The 14,269-nt window shown below is 52.2% G+C and carries 15 protein-coding genes and 1 pseudogene; 6 read left to right on the top strand and 10 right to left on the bottom strand.

Annotation, left to right across the window (positions count from 1 at the left end; translation table 11 throughout):
• Window positions 1-78: 78 nt before the first annotated feature.
• The 3 genes from SC127_RS02075 (at window position 79) to SC127_RS02065 (ending at window position 2,308) form a co-directional block, all read left to right on the top strand.
• Window positions 79-789, top strand: coding sequence for a TerC family protein (locus SC127_RS02075; RefSeq protein ID WP_243079046.1), 711 nt, complete (start codon window positions 79-81; stop codon window positions 787-789).
• A gap of 118 nt (window positions 790-907) precedes the next feature.
• The gene (locus tag SC127_RS02070) at window positions 908-1,126 is read left to right on the top strand and encodes a YgdI/YgdR family lipoprotein (RefSeq protein WP_215845714.1); all 219 of its coding nucleotides are present in this window, start codon (window positions 908-910) and stop codon (window positions 1,124-1,126) included.
• A 141-nt stretch (window positions 1,127-1,267) separates the two neighbouring features.
• On the top strand, window positions 1,268-2,308 hold the full coding sequence (locus tag SC127_RS02065; RefSeq protein ID WP_215845713.1) for an NADP(H)-dependent aldo-keto reductase: 1,041 nt from the start codon (window positions 1,268-1,270) through the stop codon (window positions 2,306-2,308).
• 36 nt (window positions 2,309-2,344) lie between these two features.
• Here SC127_RS02065 and SC127_RS02060 read toward each other — a convergent pair whose 3' ends face one another.
• The 5 genes from SC127_RS02060 to SC127_RS02040 form a co-directional block, all read right to left on the bottom strand.
• Window positions 2,345-2,803 (bottom strand): GNAT family N-acetyltransferase, encoded by a 459-nt coding sequence (locus SC127_RS02060; RefSeq protein ID WP_215848225.1) that lies wholly within the window; start codon window positions 2,801-2,803, stop codon window positions 2,345-2,347.
• The gene (locus SC127_RS02055) at window positions 2,803-3,576 is read right to left on the bottom strand and encodes an FCD domain-containing protein (RefSeq protein ID WP_243079102.1); all 774 of its coding nucleotides are present in this window, start codon (window positions 3,574-3,576) and stop codon (window positions 2,803-2,805) included. Before SC127_RS02055 ends, SC127_RS02060 begins: the two co-directional genes overlap by 1 nt.
• Window positions 3,577-3,671: 95 nt before the next feature.
• On the bottom strand, window positions 3,672-3,989 hold the full coding sequence (locus SC127_RS02050) for a PTS sugar transporter subunit IIB (protein ID WP_215845712.1): 318 nt from the start codon (window positions 3,987-3,989) through the stop codon (window positions 3,672-3,674).
• Window positions 3,990-4,004: 15 nt separating this feature from the next.
• Window positions 4,005-5,432, bottom strand: coding sequence for a glycoside hydrolase family 1 protein (locus SC127_RS02045; RefSeq protein WP_332624959.1), 1,428 nt, complete (start codon window positions 5,430-5,432; stop codon window positions 4,005-4,007).
• Window positions 5,429-6,778 (bottom strand): PTS sugar transporter subunit IIC, encoded by a 1,350-nt coding sequence (locus SC127_RS02040; RefSeq protein ID WP_332624958.1) that lies wholly within the window; start codon window positions 6,776-6,778, stop codon window positions 5,429-5,431. Before SC127_RS02040 ends, SC127_RS02045 begins: the two co-directional genes overlap by 4 nt.
• 178 nt (window positions 6,779-6,956) lie before the next feature.
• Between SC127_RS02040 and SC127_RS02035 the strand changes: the two genes are divergently transcribed.
• Complete coding sequence (locus tag SC127_RS02035; protein WP_215845709.1) at window positions 6,957-7,265, top strand: PTS lactose/cellobiose transporter subunit IIA; 309 nt, start codon at window positions 6,957-6,959, stop codon at window positions 7,263-7,265.
• A gap of 22 nt (window positions 7,266-7,287) precedes the next feature.
• Here SC127_RS02035 and lysA read toward each other — a convergent pair whose 3' ends face one another.
• A complete protein-coding gene (gene lysA, locus SC127_RS02030; protein ID WP_332624957.1) occupies window positions 7,288-8,544 on the bottom strand; it encodes a diaminopimelate decarboxylase in 1,257 nt (418 codons plus the stop codon).
• Window positions 8,545-8,667: 123 nt separating this feature from the next.
• Here lysA and SC127_RS02025 point away from each other — a divergent pair, with 123 nt between their 5' ends.
• A complete protein-coding gene (locus tag SC127_RS02025; RefSeq protein WP_332624956.1) occupies window positions 8,668-9,588 on the top strand; it encodes a LysR family transcriptional regulator in 921 nt (306 codons plus the stop codon).
• Here the strand turns inward: SC127_RS02025 and SC127_RS02020 are convergent.
• Window positions 9,585-10,748 carry an MFS transporter gene (locus SC127_RS02020; RefSeq protein WP_243079041.1) on the bottom strand — a complete coding sequence of 388 codons (1,164 nt, stop codon included), beginning with the start codon at window positions 10,746-10,748 and terminating at the stop codon, window positions 9,585-9,587. The two genes, SC127_RS02025 and SC127_RS02020, sit on opposite strands and share 4 nt — an antisense overlap.
• 366 nt (window positions 10,749-11,114) lie before the next feature.
• On the opposite strand from SC127_RS02020, the gene SC127_RS02015 reads away from it, so the two are divergent.
• Window positions 11,115-11,741: a serine protease gene (locus tag SC127_RS02015; RefSeq protein ID WP_243079040.1), complete on the top strand. Its 627-nt coding sequence runs from the start codon at window positions 11,115-11,117 to the stop codon at window positions 11,739-11,741.
• Here the strand turns inward: SC127_RS02015 and SC127_RS02010 are convergent, their stop codons facing one another.
• From SC127_RS02010 to lysS, 3 genes and pseudogenes are all read right to left on the bottom strand, one after another.
• Window positions 11,742-12,236 (bottom strand): cupin domain-containing protein, encoded by a 495-nt coding sequence (locus tag SC127_RS02010; protein WP_332624955.1) that lies wholly within the window; start codon window positions 12,234-12,236, stop codon window positions 11,742-11,744.
• Window positions 12,237-12,313: 77 nt separating this feature from the next.
• Window positions 12,314-12,415: pseudogene (locus tag SC127_RS02005) on the bottom strand (DUF1989 domain-containing protein); the annotation flags it as partial.
• Between the two features lie 331 nt (window positions 12,416-12,746).
• Window positions 12,747-14,267: a lysine--tRNA ligase gene (lysS, locus tag SC127_RS02000; protein ID WP_215845699.1), complete on the bottom strand. Its 1,521-nt coding sequence runs from the start codon at window positions 14,265-14,267 to the stop codon at window positions 12,747-12,749.
• Window positions 14,268-14,269 lie beyond the last annotated feature (2 nt).

Genomic DNA, 14,269 nt, shown 5'->3' with positions numbered 1-14,269 from the left:
GTTACATTTTGGCGAAGAGCCACCTGAAGTGATTGCGTATAATTACCGTTTACTTTTCGTTTAGGATTGAATGTACGCATGTTTGAGTGGATTGCCGATCCCAATGCCTGGCTGGCTCTGGGAACTTTGACCATTTTGGAAGTGGTGTTGGGAATTGATAACATCATTTTTCTCTCTTTAGTTGTTGCAAAACTGCCCCAACACCAGCAAGCCAGCGCACGTCGCCTCGGTTTAGTGGGTGCCATGGTGATGCGCCTGCTGTTGCTTGCGTGTATCGCCTGGGTCATAAAACTCACCCATCCCCTCTTCAGCATAATGAATCACGCCTTCTCGGCGCGTGATCTGATCTTATTGTTTGGTGGCCTGTTTCTGCTGTGGAAATCCAGCAAGGAGATTCACGAAACCATTGAAGGTGGTGAAGAAGAACAGCAAACAAATGTGCACTCCTTTTTTGGCGCGATTGTACAAATCATGATGCTTGACATCATTTTGAGCCTTGATTCTGTTATTACCGCGGTGGGCCTTTCCGATCATCTGTTCATTATGATGGCCGCCGTCGTGATTTCTGTACTGCTGATGATGTTTGCTGCGCGCACTATTGGCGAGTTTGTGGCGCGACATCCTTCGGTAAAAATATTGGCACTCTCCTTCCTACTCTTGGTGGGCTTTACTCTGATTCTGGAAGGATTTGCCATCGATGTACCAAAAGGTTACATCTATTTCGCCATGTTCTTTGCCATCGCGGTAGAGTGCCTGAACTTATTGCGCAGCAAGAAAAAAACGGCGTAACGTTGTCAAGGGCGAGCATGCTCGCCCAATGCTTTTCGGATTCATGCGATTAACCCAGCCAGCAAAACAATTTATTACTACACTGTTTGCTGTTGATTTAGCGTGAGGACGAAGAGTGATGAAAGGGTTGGTTGGCGTACTATTTTTGGTGGTAACCGCAGCGACATTAAGCGGATGCAGTTCAGATTATGTGATGGCGACGAAAGATGGTCGAATGATCATGACCGAAGGCAAACCGGCCATTGATAAAGAAACCGGGCTGGTGCAATACACCGATCAGTCAGGACATGATATGCAGATTAACGGTGATGAGGTCTCGACCATCATTGAGCGTTAAGTGCGAAATTACGTAGCCTGCCGCAAATTCCCCGCTGGCAGGCAATTTCCCCGAATTTCCCCCCTTCCTTCCCCGCTGTTGCTCGCGCTATAGTCCTTGAGGACACAACATTCCATTCCATAAAGAAAAAGGAAGCCGGCAATGCATTATCACCGTATCCCCCACAGCACGCTGGAAGTGAGTCAGTTGGGATTGGGAACTATGACGTTTGGTGAGCAAAACAGCGAAGCCGACGCCCATGCTCAGCTGGATTTGGCGGTTAGTTCCGGCATCAACTTAATTGATACCGCCGAGATGTACCCGGTGCCGCCGCGCCCGGAAACCCAGGGTTTAACCGAAAGCTACATTGGCAGCTGGCTGAAAAAGCGTGGCAGCCGTGACAAAATCATTCTGGCCAGTAAAGTTTCGGGTCCTTCGCGTGGCAATGATGCGTCGATTCGTCCGAATATGGCGCTGGATCGTAAAAACATCCGTGAAGCGCTGGAAGCCAGCCTGAAACGCCTGAATACCGATTACCTCGATCTTTATCAACTGCACTGGCCGCAGCGCCAAACCAACTATTTTGGCAAACTCGGCTATCACTACAGCGACAACACCGCATCGGTAACGCTGCTTGAGACGCTTGAAGCTTTAACGGAGCAGGTGCGCGCCGGTAAAATTCGTTATATCGGGGTATCAAACGAAACGGCATGGGGCGTGATGCGCTATCTGCAACTGGCTGAAAAGCATGAGCTGCCACGTATCGTTTCCATACAAAACCCGTACAGTTTGCTGAACCGCAGTTTTGAAGTGGGTTTGGCGGAAATCAGCCAGCATGAAGGTGTGGAGCTTTTGGCTTACTCCAGCCTGGCGTTCGGGACATTGAGCGGTAAATACCTCAACGGTGCTAAACCGGCAGGCGCACGTAATACGTTGTTTAGCCGCTTTACGCGCTACAGCAGTGAACAGTCGGAAAAAGCGATTGCGGAATATGTGGAACTGGCGAAAAAGCACCAGCTGGATCCCTCCCAAATGGCGCTGGCTTACGTGCGTCAGCAGCCATTTGTGGCCAGCACCTTGTTGGGGGCCACCACGCTAGATCAGTTGAAAACCAACATCGACAGCTTCAACCTGACGCTGAGTACCGACGTGTTAGAAGAGTTAGAAATAATTCATCGCCGCTATACTTATCCGGCACCGTAATGCTTATTTGCCAGCTGCGGCTTCGTGGCTGGCAATTCATTCTCCAGTCAAAGCGCGGGTATATAGCCGCACCGATTTATTCGGATATTCCAGCGCGTCGCCCGCGGGTATCCAGCCAAAGCGTTCGTAATAGTCACCAAAAGTGGACCACAACCATAAATGCGGATAGCCACGTGCCTGCGCGAACTCAATGACATGTTGTTGTAACGCTGCACTTAACCCTTTGCCGCGTGCGTGTTCATCCACATACAACGCTGCCAGCCAGGGAAACAGATCTTGCCGACTGATCAAATCGCAACGCCAGAACCCCGCCGTACCCAGCGCTTTTCCCGCCTCAACCGCCACGAAAGTGATGGGAAACTCTGCGCCCGTCATGCTGCTGGCGACAATGCTGGCAAAAAAATCCCGACTGTTCTCTTCACCGAATGCGCGCCATTGCCACTCAATAATCTGTTCAGCAAAATGCGGTACTGCGCTGAGTGGCAGGATTTCCATCACATTAGCTTCCCTTGAAAAATCGGCACTGATTCAAACAGAAAACCGTCGAAGTCTGGCGCATCGGCATCAGAGAGCTCCAGCAAAGTGTTTTTCACATTTTCCAGATGCTGCCAGGTTGCCTGCCAGGAACCCATCACGTCACGACGGCGCAGCGCAGCAAGAATGGTTTGGTGATCGCCAAGCCATTTTAGACGGTAAGCGCGGGTTTCGAATTGCGGGCGCAGTTGTTGCCACAGCGGGCTGCTATCGTGATGGCGCCAGATGCTGGTTACGGTATCGAGCAGCATCTGATTTTGACTGGCTCCCGCCAGCAGCAGATGAAACAGCTTGTCATTATCCTGGCTGCTGTCGTTGGCGGCGATAGCGCGTTGCTCTTGTTCCAATGTGCGACGCAGGTTTTCAATATCCGCTTTGGTGGCCATTTTGGCGGCAAAGGCAGCAATGTTACTTTCCAGCAGTTGCCGTGCCTGCAACATTTCAAAGGGGCCGACATCACTGCGGAAAAAAGCCTCTTCTTCATCGTCGCTGGCGGAGGGAATGCGCATCACATACACGCCGGAACTTTGGCGAATATCAACGGTGCCCTCCAGCTCCAACATCAGCAAGGCTTCACGGACGATGGTGCGGCTAACGCCCCAGGTTTCGGCCAGCTGACGCTCGGGCGGCAAGCGCGATCCCACGGGATAATGACCTTCACTGATTTGCTGACGCAAATGCTGACCAATTTCCTGATACTGTTTTTTTTCTTGTGGCGCTACGGCTTTATCCACGCTGTCACCCTTAACAATCAATGCGCTGAGGATATCGCCGCCTCCCTTGTGCGGCAATATCAGCGAACCCTGCGAGAAGGCTCACAAACTGAGGCTCAGTGTATCAAAGCCAGCGCCTGATCGAGTACCTTTGCACCGTTTAGGGTGCCATAAGCGACGGTATCAATTACCGCAATCGGTAACTGGTAGCTGTCAGTAAGCTTTTTGTTCTCTTCCAACTTGAAGCGCACTTGCGGTCCCAGCAGCACCGCCACCACTTCATTACCGTAATTTTGTAGTTCTTCTCGCAGGTTCTGTTCAGGAATCGCATAGATTTCAAATTCCAGACCGCGTGCGGTGGCTTCTTTTTCCATGCGCGTCACCACCATTGAGGTCGACATGCCTGCTGCGCAGGCCAATACGATACGTTTCATCGTCTGTTCCTTCTGTTATTTGGGCTGATCATCAAGGGTCAAGGTAAGTTGCTGGCTGTCGCGTAACTGGCGAAACCAGTGCGCGGACTTTTTCATGCGGCGCTGGCGCTGATTATCCAAATCGATCTCAATCAAGCCGTAGCGGTTTTTAAAGGCATTCATCGGCGATACGTTGTCAGTAAATGCCCACAGCATGTAGCCCTGACAGTTGATCCCTGCTTCATGAGCGCGGATCGCCTGATAAAGATGCTCGCTGATAAAGTCGATGCGGTAATCATCCTGCACTTCGCCTTCGGCATTTTTAAACTGCGCTTCGTTCTCAATTCCCATTCCGTTCTCGGCAACAAACCACGGCACGTTGCCATACTCATCACGCATCCGCAGCGCCATATCCCAGATGATGCGCGGCTGGATCTCCCACCCGCGTGAACTGTTCATGCGTCGGCCCGGCAGCGCGAAATGTTCGTAGTAACAGGCAGGATGGAACGGCGTGTCAGGATGCCAGGCGTGCGACGGCGCTTTAACGCGATGCGGATAATAGAGATTCAGCCCAACCTCATCGACGGTGTTGGCAGCGATAATCGCCAGCTCTTCCTGCGTCACATCCCACTTCACTTGATGCTTGTCCAGCAGCGCTAACAGCTCCGCCGGGTATTCCCCTTTAAGCGCCGGATCGAGAAACACCCGGTTGTAGAAGAGATCGTAGATATTCGCTGCTTTTACGTCATGCGGTGCAGAAGAGCGTGGATAGGTGACTTCTGGATTCAAAATAGTGCCAATGCTGCCGCTGTAACTTTTTTCGCGAAACAGCTTTACCACCTTCGCCGTGGCGAGATTTTTGTGATGATTCCACTGCATCCATTTGTGGGTGTTCTGTTCATAAGGCCAACGCAGCGCATCAAGGTAGACGCGGGTTTGCACTACAATCGGCTCATTGAATACAAACCAGCGTGTCACCTTACCGGCATAGCGTTTAAACACCTGCTCGGCATAGCGAGTAAACAGCTCAACCACATGTTTTGACTGCCAGCCGCCATATTGCTCCAGCAAGATCGCTGGCAGTTCATAGTGTTCAAGGCACAACATGAGTTCAACGCCCTGCCGCTGCATCTCATCTATCAATTGATCGTAATAGGCAGCGTATTCTTCATCCACCGTGACGTTTTCATAATCCGTCAGAAAGCGCGACCAGTTGATTGAGGTGCGATAATGCGTCAGTCCGGTAGCCTTCATCAACGCGACATCTTCACGAAAGCGATGGATAAAATCCGTGGCGACGGCTGGCCCATAACCGTTGTGCCAGACATCACGATCGTTCTGATACCAGGCATCCAGCCACGAATCCTGCCCAGGCTTTTTGCCGCTCCAGCCTTCGGTTTGCCAGGCCGAAGCCGCCGCGCCCAGAATAAAATCTTGCGGCACCTTAAGGGTCAACTTACTCATGACATCTCCTGTGAGTTTTGCGCCAGTTCAGGCTGCCTGTTTTTGGCTTCTGCAGCTTCTGCACGTCGCGACGCCACTTTGACAAACGGCAGATAAATCAGCACCGAAACCAAAATGCAGACGATTTGCGTCACTACCGCACCCATTGAACCGGCAGTCGACAGCCACGCATTAATGATCGGCGGCGTAGTCCACGGCACCATCACCACGGCTTTTCCGGCAAAACCCATCACCGTAGCGAAATAGCCAATTGAGCCGGTGACCAGCGGTGTAATAATGAAAGGAATGGCCAGGATCGGATTGAGCATTATCGGCATACCAAAGATCACCGGCTCATTGATGTTGAAGATACCTGGCCCAAACGACAGCTTGGCGATTTCACGCATCTCTTTGCGCTTGGTGGCAATCATGACTGCGGTTAACAAGCCGATCGTTAGGCCCGATCCGCCAATACTCATATAGACATCCCAGAACGGCATAGTGATGATATTCGGGGCTTCAATGCCTTGCTCAAAGGCGTTCATATTGACCAGAATCGCCCCTAACAGCAGCGGCTCGCGGATCGGTTTCACCATCTGATTTCCGTGAATACCGATGACCCAAAACAGCTGTGCGACAAACATTAGAATCAAGATGCCCCACAGGCTCTGTACCACCGATTCCAGCGGTTGCTGTACCACTTTGTAGACCGCGTCATACAGATAGAGCCCGGTAATGCGGTGGAAAATAAAGCCGAAAGTTGCCACCAGCGTGACGGTGAATATTGACGGAATCAGCGCTGAAAATGAGGCAGAGACATTGGGCGGCACGGTGTCCGGCATCTTGATTTTCAGACGTTCAACCCTTTCCAGTCGGCAATAAATCTCCACCGACAGGATGGCGATAAACATGCCGAGAAACAGACTTTTCGTGTCCGAAAACTGTTTCGCCAGCACATCTGTGACCAGCTGCATTTCGCCATTGACCATCATCTGCAAGGTGGTTGGCGTAACCGAGATAAAACAGATAATCGCCAGCAGACCGGGAAACAGTGTTTTCACACCATTGATGCGGCCCAGTTCTATCCCGATCAAGAACACCGCGCCAATATTCAGGAAACTGAGCGTGGCGTAATTGATACTGCTGGTAATCGGTTTGAGATCCGCCAGAAACGACAGCGCGGCGAAGCTGGCTAAACCATTTTTGCTGTCGAGCACCATGTTGGAGATCAGCACTGAGAAAGCGCCGACGATGATCACTGGCATTAACGTTATGAAGGAAGCTTTGATCGCCATGATGTAGCGATAACTGTTGAAGCGTGTGGCAAAGCTTCCCAGAGAATCGATAAGACGGTCCTGTAAAGACATGGGTCATCCTCAGAGATAAAAGATCAGCATTCCTGTATTGGTCGATATCTTCCCTGTCATTGGCATACCAAAATGACGATTTATCTCATCCGTTTCTGTGACCGAACTCGCGGAAACTCTTTTTGGCATTCCAGTAAGATAAAAAGCACCAATTTGGCATACCAAAAGCGAGGATCGTATGGATTTTGAACAAACCATGATGGAATTACTGATCAATGCTGGGGAAGCGCGATCTCAAGCCATGATGGCGATCCAGTTTGCGCGCAAGCGTGAATGGGCAGCCGCAGACGAAGCGCTGTTAGCCTCGTCAGAAGCCGCCAAGGGCGCTCATCATATTCAGACGCAGTTGATTGGTGTCGATGAAGGTTGTGGCAAAGTGCCGGTGACGTTGATCCTGGTGCATGCCCAGGATCATTTAATGAATGCGATGTTGTGTCGGGATCTGGCGGAAGAGTTAGTGATGCTGCGCAAAGAGATGTTTAGCTGAGCCTCGAGGCTACCATGCAGCGTTAACCCAGCTCCAGCGCCAACAGTTCCTGGATAGTTTGCGCCCGGCGAATTTCGCGTGGTTTTCCCTGCTCAAACAGCACTTCCGGGATCAGCGGGCGGCTGTTGTAATTAGAGGACATCGACGCGCCGTAAGCGCCGGTATCGTGGAAGACCAGATAATCGCCGACCTGCGCCGCAGGCAGCGCACGGGTTTCCACTTTGCCGCCCTCTAGCTGAGTAAATACATCGCCGGATTCACACAGCGGGCCAGCCACCACGCACTCAACACAATTCTGCTCATCGATCTGGCGATCGTCGCCCGCCATCAGTGAAATGTGGTGATAACTGCCGTACATCGAAGGACGCATTAAATCGCTGAAACCGGCATCCACCAGCACGAAATGACGGCTGCCCATCTCTTTCACTGCGCGTACCTGAGAAACCAATACACCGGATTCTGCCACCAAAAAACGGCCAGGCTCGATCTCCAGTTTCACCGGATGCCCTAAATGCGCAGCAATACGCTGGCGTGCGGCATCCCACAAGCCAAAGTAGTGCGCGGTATCAATCGCCTCTTCATCGTAGCGATAAGGAATAGATAAGCCACCGCCCGCTGAGATCGCTTCCAGATCTTGGCCAAACTCAACGACCTGATTGACCATCGCGTCGCACACTTGTTGCAGGTGTGCGTAATCTACGCCAGAGCCGATGTGCATGTGAATACCAACTAAACGCAAGCCATATTGCTGGATGGCCGCCAGCGCCAGCGACAAATCGGCATGCCAGATGCCGTGTTTGCTGTTTTCACCGCCGGTATTGGTTTTTTGGCTGTGACCGTGACCAAAGCCAGGGTTAACCCGTAACCAAACCGCATGACCTGGCGACACGTTACCCAGCTGATGCAACATATCCACTGAACCCGCGTTAACGGGTACTTTCAGCTCCGCAATACGTGCCAGCGTTGGTGTATCAAAGACATCAGCAGTAAAAACAATTTCATCGCCGCCCGCTTGATAACCGGCTGCCAGTGCGCGCTCAATTTCGCCCAGCGACACCGAATCGACCTTCACACCCGCTGAATGCATCAAACGCAGAATATGAATATTTGAACTCGCTTTCTGAGCAAAACGTACCACGTCAAACGCGTGCAGCTGTCCAATTCGCGCCAGGATAACCTGCGCATCGTAAGCCCAGAAAGGGCCGCTGTACTGACGCGCCAGAGGCAGCAGATTTGCGCGGGTTAAGGCGGTTTCGGTGTTATCTAACGGACGTGGCATGATAATTCTCCTGTGGCAATTCGCTGGCTATGCGCGGCTTATTCTTTTATTAAGCCAGAATCGCACCATGCCGAAAAATATCTGTTTAAATAGCATCTATGCAGAATGGATATAGGTAAGCGTGTGGCAAAGATTAACTGGCGACATATAGAAATTTTTCACGCGGTGATGACCAGCGGCAACTTAACGCAAGCTGCCACGCTGCTGAATACGTCTCAACCCACCGTGAGCCGAGAACTGGCACGGCTTGAGCAGCAGTTAGGATTGCAACTTTTTGAACGCGTGCGCGGGCGTTTACAGCCCACGGTGCAAGGGCTGCGGCTGTTCGAAGAAGTGCAGCGCTCATGGTATGGGCTGGATCGCATTATGGATACCGCCGAAGGTTTGCGGCAGTTTCGTCAAGGCGAGTTATCGATTGCCTGCTTGCCGGTGTTTTCACAATCGCTGCTGCCGCCGTTGTGCCAACCCTTTCTACAGCGTTATCCCGACGTCAGTATGAATATCATCCCGCAGGAATCGCCGCTGCTGGAAGAGTGGCTTTCAGCTCAGCGCTACGATCTTGGCTTGACCGAAACCCAACACGCGCCAGCGGGTACCGAGCGTCTGGCGCTGCTAACGTGCGATGAAGTCTGTGTATTGCCGAAAACCCATCCGCTGTGTCAGCGTGATTGCCTTACGCCGCAAGATTTTGCCGGAGAGAATTATGTCAGCCTGTCACGTACCGACAGCTATCGGCAATTGCTCGACACGCTGTTTCATGAGCAAGGCGTAGAACGTCGGTTGGTGCTGGAAACGCACAGTGCGGCATCGGTATGTGCAATGGTAAAAGCGGGCGTGGGAATTTCAGTGGTGAATCCGCTGACGGCGCTGGATTACGCCGACAGCGGAGTGGTAATGCGCAAGTTCAGTATCGCGGTGCCGTTTACCGTTAGCCTGGTAAAACCGCGTCATCGACCGGCATCGGCGCTGCTGGATGCTTTTATCAGCCACCTGCAATTGCAAGTGGCCGACTTTCCAGCACGCATCGCTGCGCGGCTGACTTAAGCCTGTACGGTGGCAGCGGCGCCACCCGATTTGCGGAAGGTAATCAAACAGATCACCAGGCCAACCGCCGCCAGCGCTGCCGCTGCGACCGGCACTGCCGTTAAGCCGTAACCACGACCAATAACCGCGCCACCCACCCAAGCACCCAATGCGTTACCTACGTTAAAGGCTGAGATGTTCAGGGTTGAGACCAGGTTTGGCGCTTCTTTACCGTGGCGCACGACATTGATTTGCAATCCCGGCACCGTGGCAAATGTTGCCATCGCCCACAGGAACAAGGTAATTTCCGCCAGCCACAGCGCATGACTGGTCCAGCTAAACAACAACGAGAACAGCGCAATCAGTGAAAAACTGAGGATCAGGCTGAAAGAAACTTTCCAGTCCGCCAGTTTGCCGCCAAGAATATTCCCCACGGTTAAGCCTGCGCCAATCAAGAAAAGTGTCCAGCTGACGCCGCGATTAGTTATGCCCGTCACCTGCAGCAACAGCGGAGCGATATAGCTAAACAGTGCAAACATTGCTGCCGCGAAAAATACCGTCATCAGCAGTGATAGCCAGAGTTTGCCGTTCGCCAGCGCACCGATTTCACTCGCCAGATGAACCGGTTTTTCCTCTTTATTGGTGGGTAAGCTGATAATCAGTCCGATGAATGCCAGAATCCCGATGATGGCCACGCCCCAAAAGGTTGCACGCCAGCCGAACAGTTGACCGAACCAGGTTCCCAACGGCACACCTAATACGTTAGCCAGGGTTAAACCGGTAAACATCAGCGCCACCGCCGAAGCCTGCTTACTCGGTGCCACCAAACTGGCCGCCACCACCGAACCGATGCCAAAGAAAGCACCGTGACACAATGCGGTAAACACCCGCGCCATCATCAGCAGGTTGTAGCTGTAAGCCAGCGCACACAGCACGTTGCCAATGATAAAAATCACCATTAACAAAACCAAGGTGCGTTTACGCGGCAGTTTTGCGGTTAACAGCGCCATGATCGGCGCGCCGATCGCCACGCCCAAGGCATAGCCGCTGATCAGCCAACCCGCCGACGGAATTGACACCTGTAAATCGCCCGCCACTTCCGGTAGCAGGCCCATGATCACGAACTCAGTGGTGCCGATGGCGAACGCACTCAGCGCCAGCGCCAATAAAGCAACAGGCATAACACTCTCCCAATAAAATTGAAAACGCAGGCGATCCACGCAAGATTTTACGTGGTGCGATGGACGCTTATTAAAATTTGATCTTCGTCACGGTGTGTATTAAATCATAGCCTTCTCTTCTCATACACCCTGATGCCTGCAAAGCTCATTTGCCTGGTACGCAACAAACGCGATAAAAGCTGATTTATTAAGCCTTCATGTCTGTCGACTAAGACAGATTAGCGTTTCCACGCTACGCTAGATAACGAGTTGGCTACGACCAATCGCCACTTTTTCATGCGTTATCAATCAATAAAGTTATAGCGTTGCCGATACCCCTAATGGATTGCCAGGTGATGTAATGTGAATCTGACATGGGGAAAGAGAATGCAACGGCTTATTGCCTTAATGGTATTTGGCTTAACTGGCTGCTCGGTCGGTCATTATGAGTACAGTAAGGAAGCAGCGAAACGCGTCGATATGACCATAACCGGCATTCCAACCGTGTTGGGCTTAGGCACACTCGGCACCACCATTCCGCTGACGGCAGATTACAGCCTGACCGCTGCGCATGTGGCTAAGTTTTCGCTTTACCGGGTGAAAGCCTGGCATCCCGAATGTGATCTGGCGGTGGTTTACCACAAAAACAGCGAAGCCAATCTTCCGCCCATTTTCCGTAACAGCCACATTGGCGATCGCGTCAATCTTTACGGCTACAGCTTTATCTCGGCGCTGCCGGTCAGCTCTAGCGGACAGAACCTGATTAATACCACCTTAGCTAACACCTGGAATAAAGCCGCTTGCGTTGTCGTGGCCGCGAATGCGGGCGTGGTGAAAGGCATGTCAGGCGGCGCGGTGTATAACGCCTCCGACGATACGCTCGCGGGGGTGATTGTCGGCTACAGCGACCGCATCAATGACAACCAGAGCGGCAAGGCGTTATACAAAAATGTGGCGCTGTATGTGCCCTATGCACGTTTTGAAACCTGGCTGAAACAGGCAGTAAAATCCTGATTATTGCTTATCAGGCAAACCGTTATGATCGCCCATATTCTGTTCCGGCGGATTTAGCCAGCGATCTTCACGCGTGGCTTCATAGACGGGATTAAGGGGATAGCAGATCTGGTTGTCCGGTTTGTTTACTTCACCCACCACTAAAAAGTGGGCTTCTGCTTCGCTGTTGTTGATAAAGGTATGGCAGATGCCGGTGCCTGCCGGAAAGGCCACCGCGTCGCCGGGCGTGAGTGGATAGAGTTCACCATTGATCCAGACATCCGGCGATCCCTGAATAACGTACACGAACTCTTCTTCGAGACGTTCGGCATGGGGATAGGACATTCTGCGGCCTGGCAGCAGCCGTTCATGATGGATACCAAGACGAGTCAGCCCCAACTGGCGCGCCAGCGGTGCGCCAATCGACATTAACTCTTCGCTATCGGGATAGTGCTCATTGTCTTCGCCTTCCAGCTCACGCCAGTGGCGAATAAAGTCGGGACGCTGCTTGCTCATGTTTATCGGCTCCAGAGTTGAAGTGTTCAGCCTGGCAGATGATGGGATGTTGCTCAAGACAGGGAGAGATTGTGCGGGTGGCAATTGCGATGCGGTTCTGTGCAGTCCAGCAATTCATAGCGACGTGCATCGCCCGCTGCCATAAAGGTATCGTGCACGCCCGGCGAAGTATCGGCCAGTCGCTGTTCATGCAGCGAAAGCTGATCCCAATGTTGTCGAATACGGCCTTCTAACGATGCCGGTTTTGCGCTCATTACAAATCCCTGAAAAACAAAAGTCTCATCCTGCACAGAGCGCGCCGGAATGTCATCAGGAATTTAGTTTGATGTGTCCCCCACCTCAATCCTCCGCCATAAAGGGGAAAGGATGCTGCCACAGGTGAGTAATGGCACTGTATGGAGCAGCGTCTCCTGCCCCGGCAGATGGAGGACAGCGCTCAGAGCAGCAAAACGCACGCATAAAAAAGGCCGGGAAGCGTCCCGGCCTTCATCAACAGCGGTTCAGCAAAAATTACTTGCCGGTTGGGCGCAGCGCTGGGAACAGAATTACGTCGCGGATGGTGTGGCTGTTGGTAAACAGCATCACCATACGGTCGATACCAATGCCTAAACCGGCAGTTGGTGGTAAACCGTGTTCCAGCGCAGTAACGTAATCTTCGTCATAGAACATCGCTTCGTCGTCACCGGCATCTTTTGCATTAACCTGTTGCAGGAAACGTTCAGCCTGATCTTCCGCATCGTTCAACTCCGAGAAGCCGTTACCGATTTCACGACCACCGATGAAGAACTCAAAGCGGTCAGTGATTTCTGGGTTGTCGTCATTGCGACGCGCCAGTGGTGACACTTCAGCCGGATATTCGGTGATGAAAGTCGGCTGGATCAGATGCGCTTCTGCGGTCTCTTCAAAGATCTCAGTCACTACGCGGCCTAAGCCCCAGCTTTTCTCAACTTTAATGCCGATTGACTGCGCAATCGCGACCGCTTTGTCAAAATCTTCCAGGTCGGTCAAATCGGTTTCCGGGCGGTATTTTTTGATCGCTTCGCGCATGGTCAGCTTTTCAAACGGCTTACCAAAGTCGAACTCTTGTTCGCCGTAAGGCACCACAGTGGTGCCCAGCACATCTTGTGCCAGCGTGCGGAACAAACTTTCCGTCAGTTCGATCAAATCTTTATAATCCGCATACGCCATGTAGAGTTCCATCATGGTGAACTCAGGGTTATGACGCGGCGAAATACCTTCGTTACGGAAGTTACGGTTGATCTCAAACACGCGATCAAAACCGCCAACCACCAAACGCTTCAGATAAAGCTCCGGCGCAATACGCAGATACATATCAATATCCAGCGCATTGTGATGGGTGATAAAAGGACGCGCAGAAGCACCGCCTGGGATCACCTGCATCATTGGGGTTTCCACTTCCATAAAGTCACGGCCAACCATGAACTGGCGAATACCTGCCATGATTTGCGAACGAATTTTGAACGTGTTACGTGATTCATCGTTAGCGATGAGATCAAGGTAGCGCTGGCGATAACGCGTTTCCTGATCGGCAAGGCCATGGAATTTGTCTGGCAGCGGACGCAGTGCTTTGGTCAGCAGGCGCAGTTCAGAACAGTGAATCGACAGCTCGCCGGTTTTGGTTTTGAACAGCTTGCCGCGGGCACCGAGGATATCGCCAAGGTCCCATTTTTTGAACTGCTCGTTGTAGATGCCTTCGGCCAAATCGTCACGCGATACATAGAGTTGGATACGGCCACCCACATCTTGCAGGGTAACGAATGAGGCTTTACCCATGATGCGGCGAGTCATCATACGACCCGCGACACTGATCTCGATGCCGAGATCTTCCAGCTCTTCGTTGCTCTTCTCATCGTAGCTGGCGTGCAGCAGATCAGAAGTGGTGTCACGACGGAAATCGTTAGGAAACGCCACGCCGGTTTCACGCAGCGCGCCAAGCTTCTCGCGACGTGCTTTCAGTTCATTATTTAACTCAAGTGCGACGTCAGCGCTCTGCGGTTGTTGTTCAGACATGT

The sequence above is a fragment of the Pantoea sp. T14 genome, assembly GCF_036663535.1.
Lineage (GTDB): Bacteria > Pseudomonadota > Gammaproteobacteria > Enterobacterales > Enterobacteriaceae > Pantoea > Pantoea phytostimulans.
The sequence above is the reverse complement of the archived record's forward strand: the minus strand, read 5'-3'. Positions and strand labels throughout refer to the sequence as shown.

Bases quoted from the DNA above. Each gene is read 5' to 3' on its own strand.
- SC127_RS02075 (WP_243079046.1), top strand. From the start codon at position 79: ATGTTTGAGTGGATTGCCGATCCCAATGCCTGGCTGGCTCTGGGAACT.
- SC127_RS02070 (WP_215845714.1), top strand. From the start codon at position 908: ATGAAAGGGTTGGTTGGCGTACTATTTTTGGTGGTAACCGCAGCGACA.
- SC127_RS02065 (WP_215845713.1), top strand. From the start codon at position 1,268: ATGCATTATCACCGTATCCCCCACAGCACGCTGGAAGTGAGTCAGTTG.
- SC127_RS02060 (WP_215848225.1), bottom strand. From the start codon at position 2,803: ATGGAAATCCTGCCACTCAGCGCAGTACCGCATTTTGCTGAACAGATT.
- SC127_RS02050 (WP_215845712.1), bottom strand. From the start codon at position 3,989: ATGAAACGTATCGTATTGGCCTGCGCAGCAGGCATGTCGACCTCAATG.
- SC127_RS02045 (WP_332624959.1), bottom strand. From the start codon at position 5,432: ATGAGTAAGTTGACCCTTAAGGTGCCGCAAGATTTTATTCTGGGCGCG.
- SC127_RS02040 (WP_332624958.1), bottom strand. From the start codon at position 6,778: ATGTCTTTACAGGACCGTCTTATCGATTCTCTGGGAAGCTTTGCCACA.
- SC127_RS02035 (WP_215845709.1), top strand. From the start codon at position 6,957: ATGGATTTTGAACAAACCATGATGGAATTACTGATCAATGCTGGGGAA.
- lysA (WP_332624957.1), bottom strand. From the start codon at position 8,544: ATGCCACGTCCGTTAGATAACACCGAAACCGCCTTAACCCGCGCAAAT.
- SC127_RS02020 (WP_243079041.1), bottom strand. From the start codon at position 10,748: ATGCCTGTTGCTTTATTGGCGCTGGCGCTGAGTGCGTTCGCCATCGGC.
- SC127_RS02015 (WP_243079040.1), top strand. From the start codon at position 11,115: ATGCAACGGCTTATTGCCTTAATGGTATTTGGCTTAACTGGCTGCTCG.
- SC127_RS02010 (WP_332624955.1), bottom strand. From the start codon at position 12,236: ATGAGCAAGCAGCGTCCCGACTTTATTCGCCACTGGCGTGAGCTGGAA.
- lysS (WP_215845699.1), bottom strand. From the start codon at position 14,267: ATGTCTGAACAACAACCGCAGAGCGCTGACGTCGCACTTGAGTTAAAT.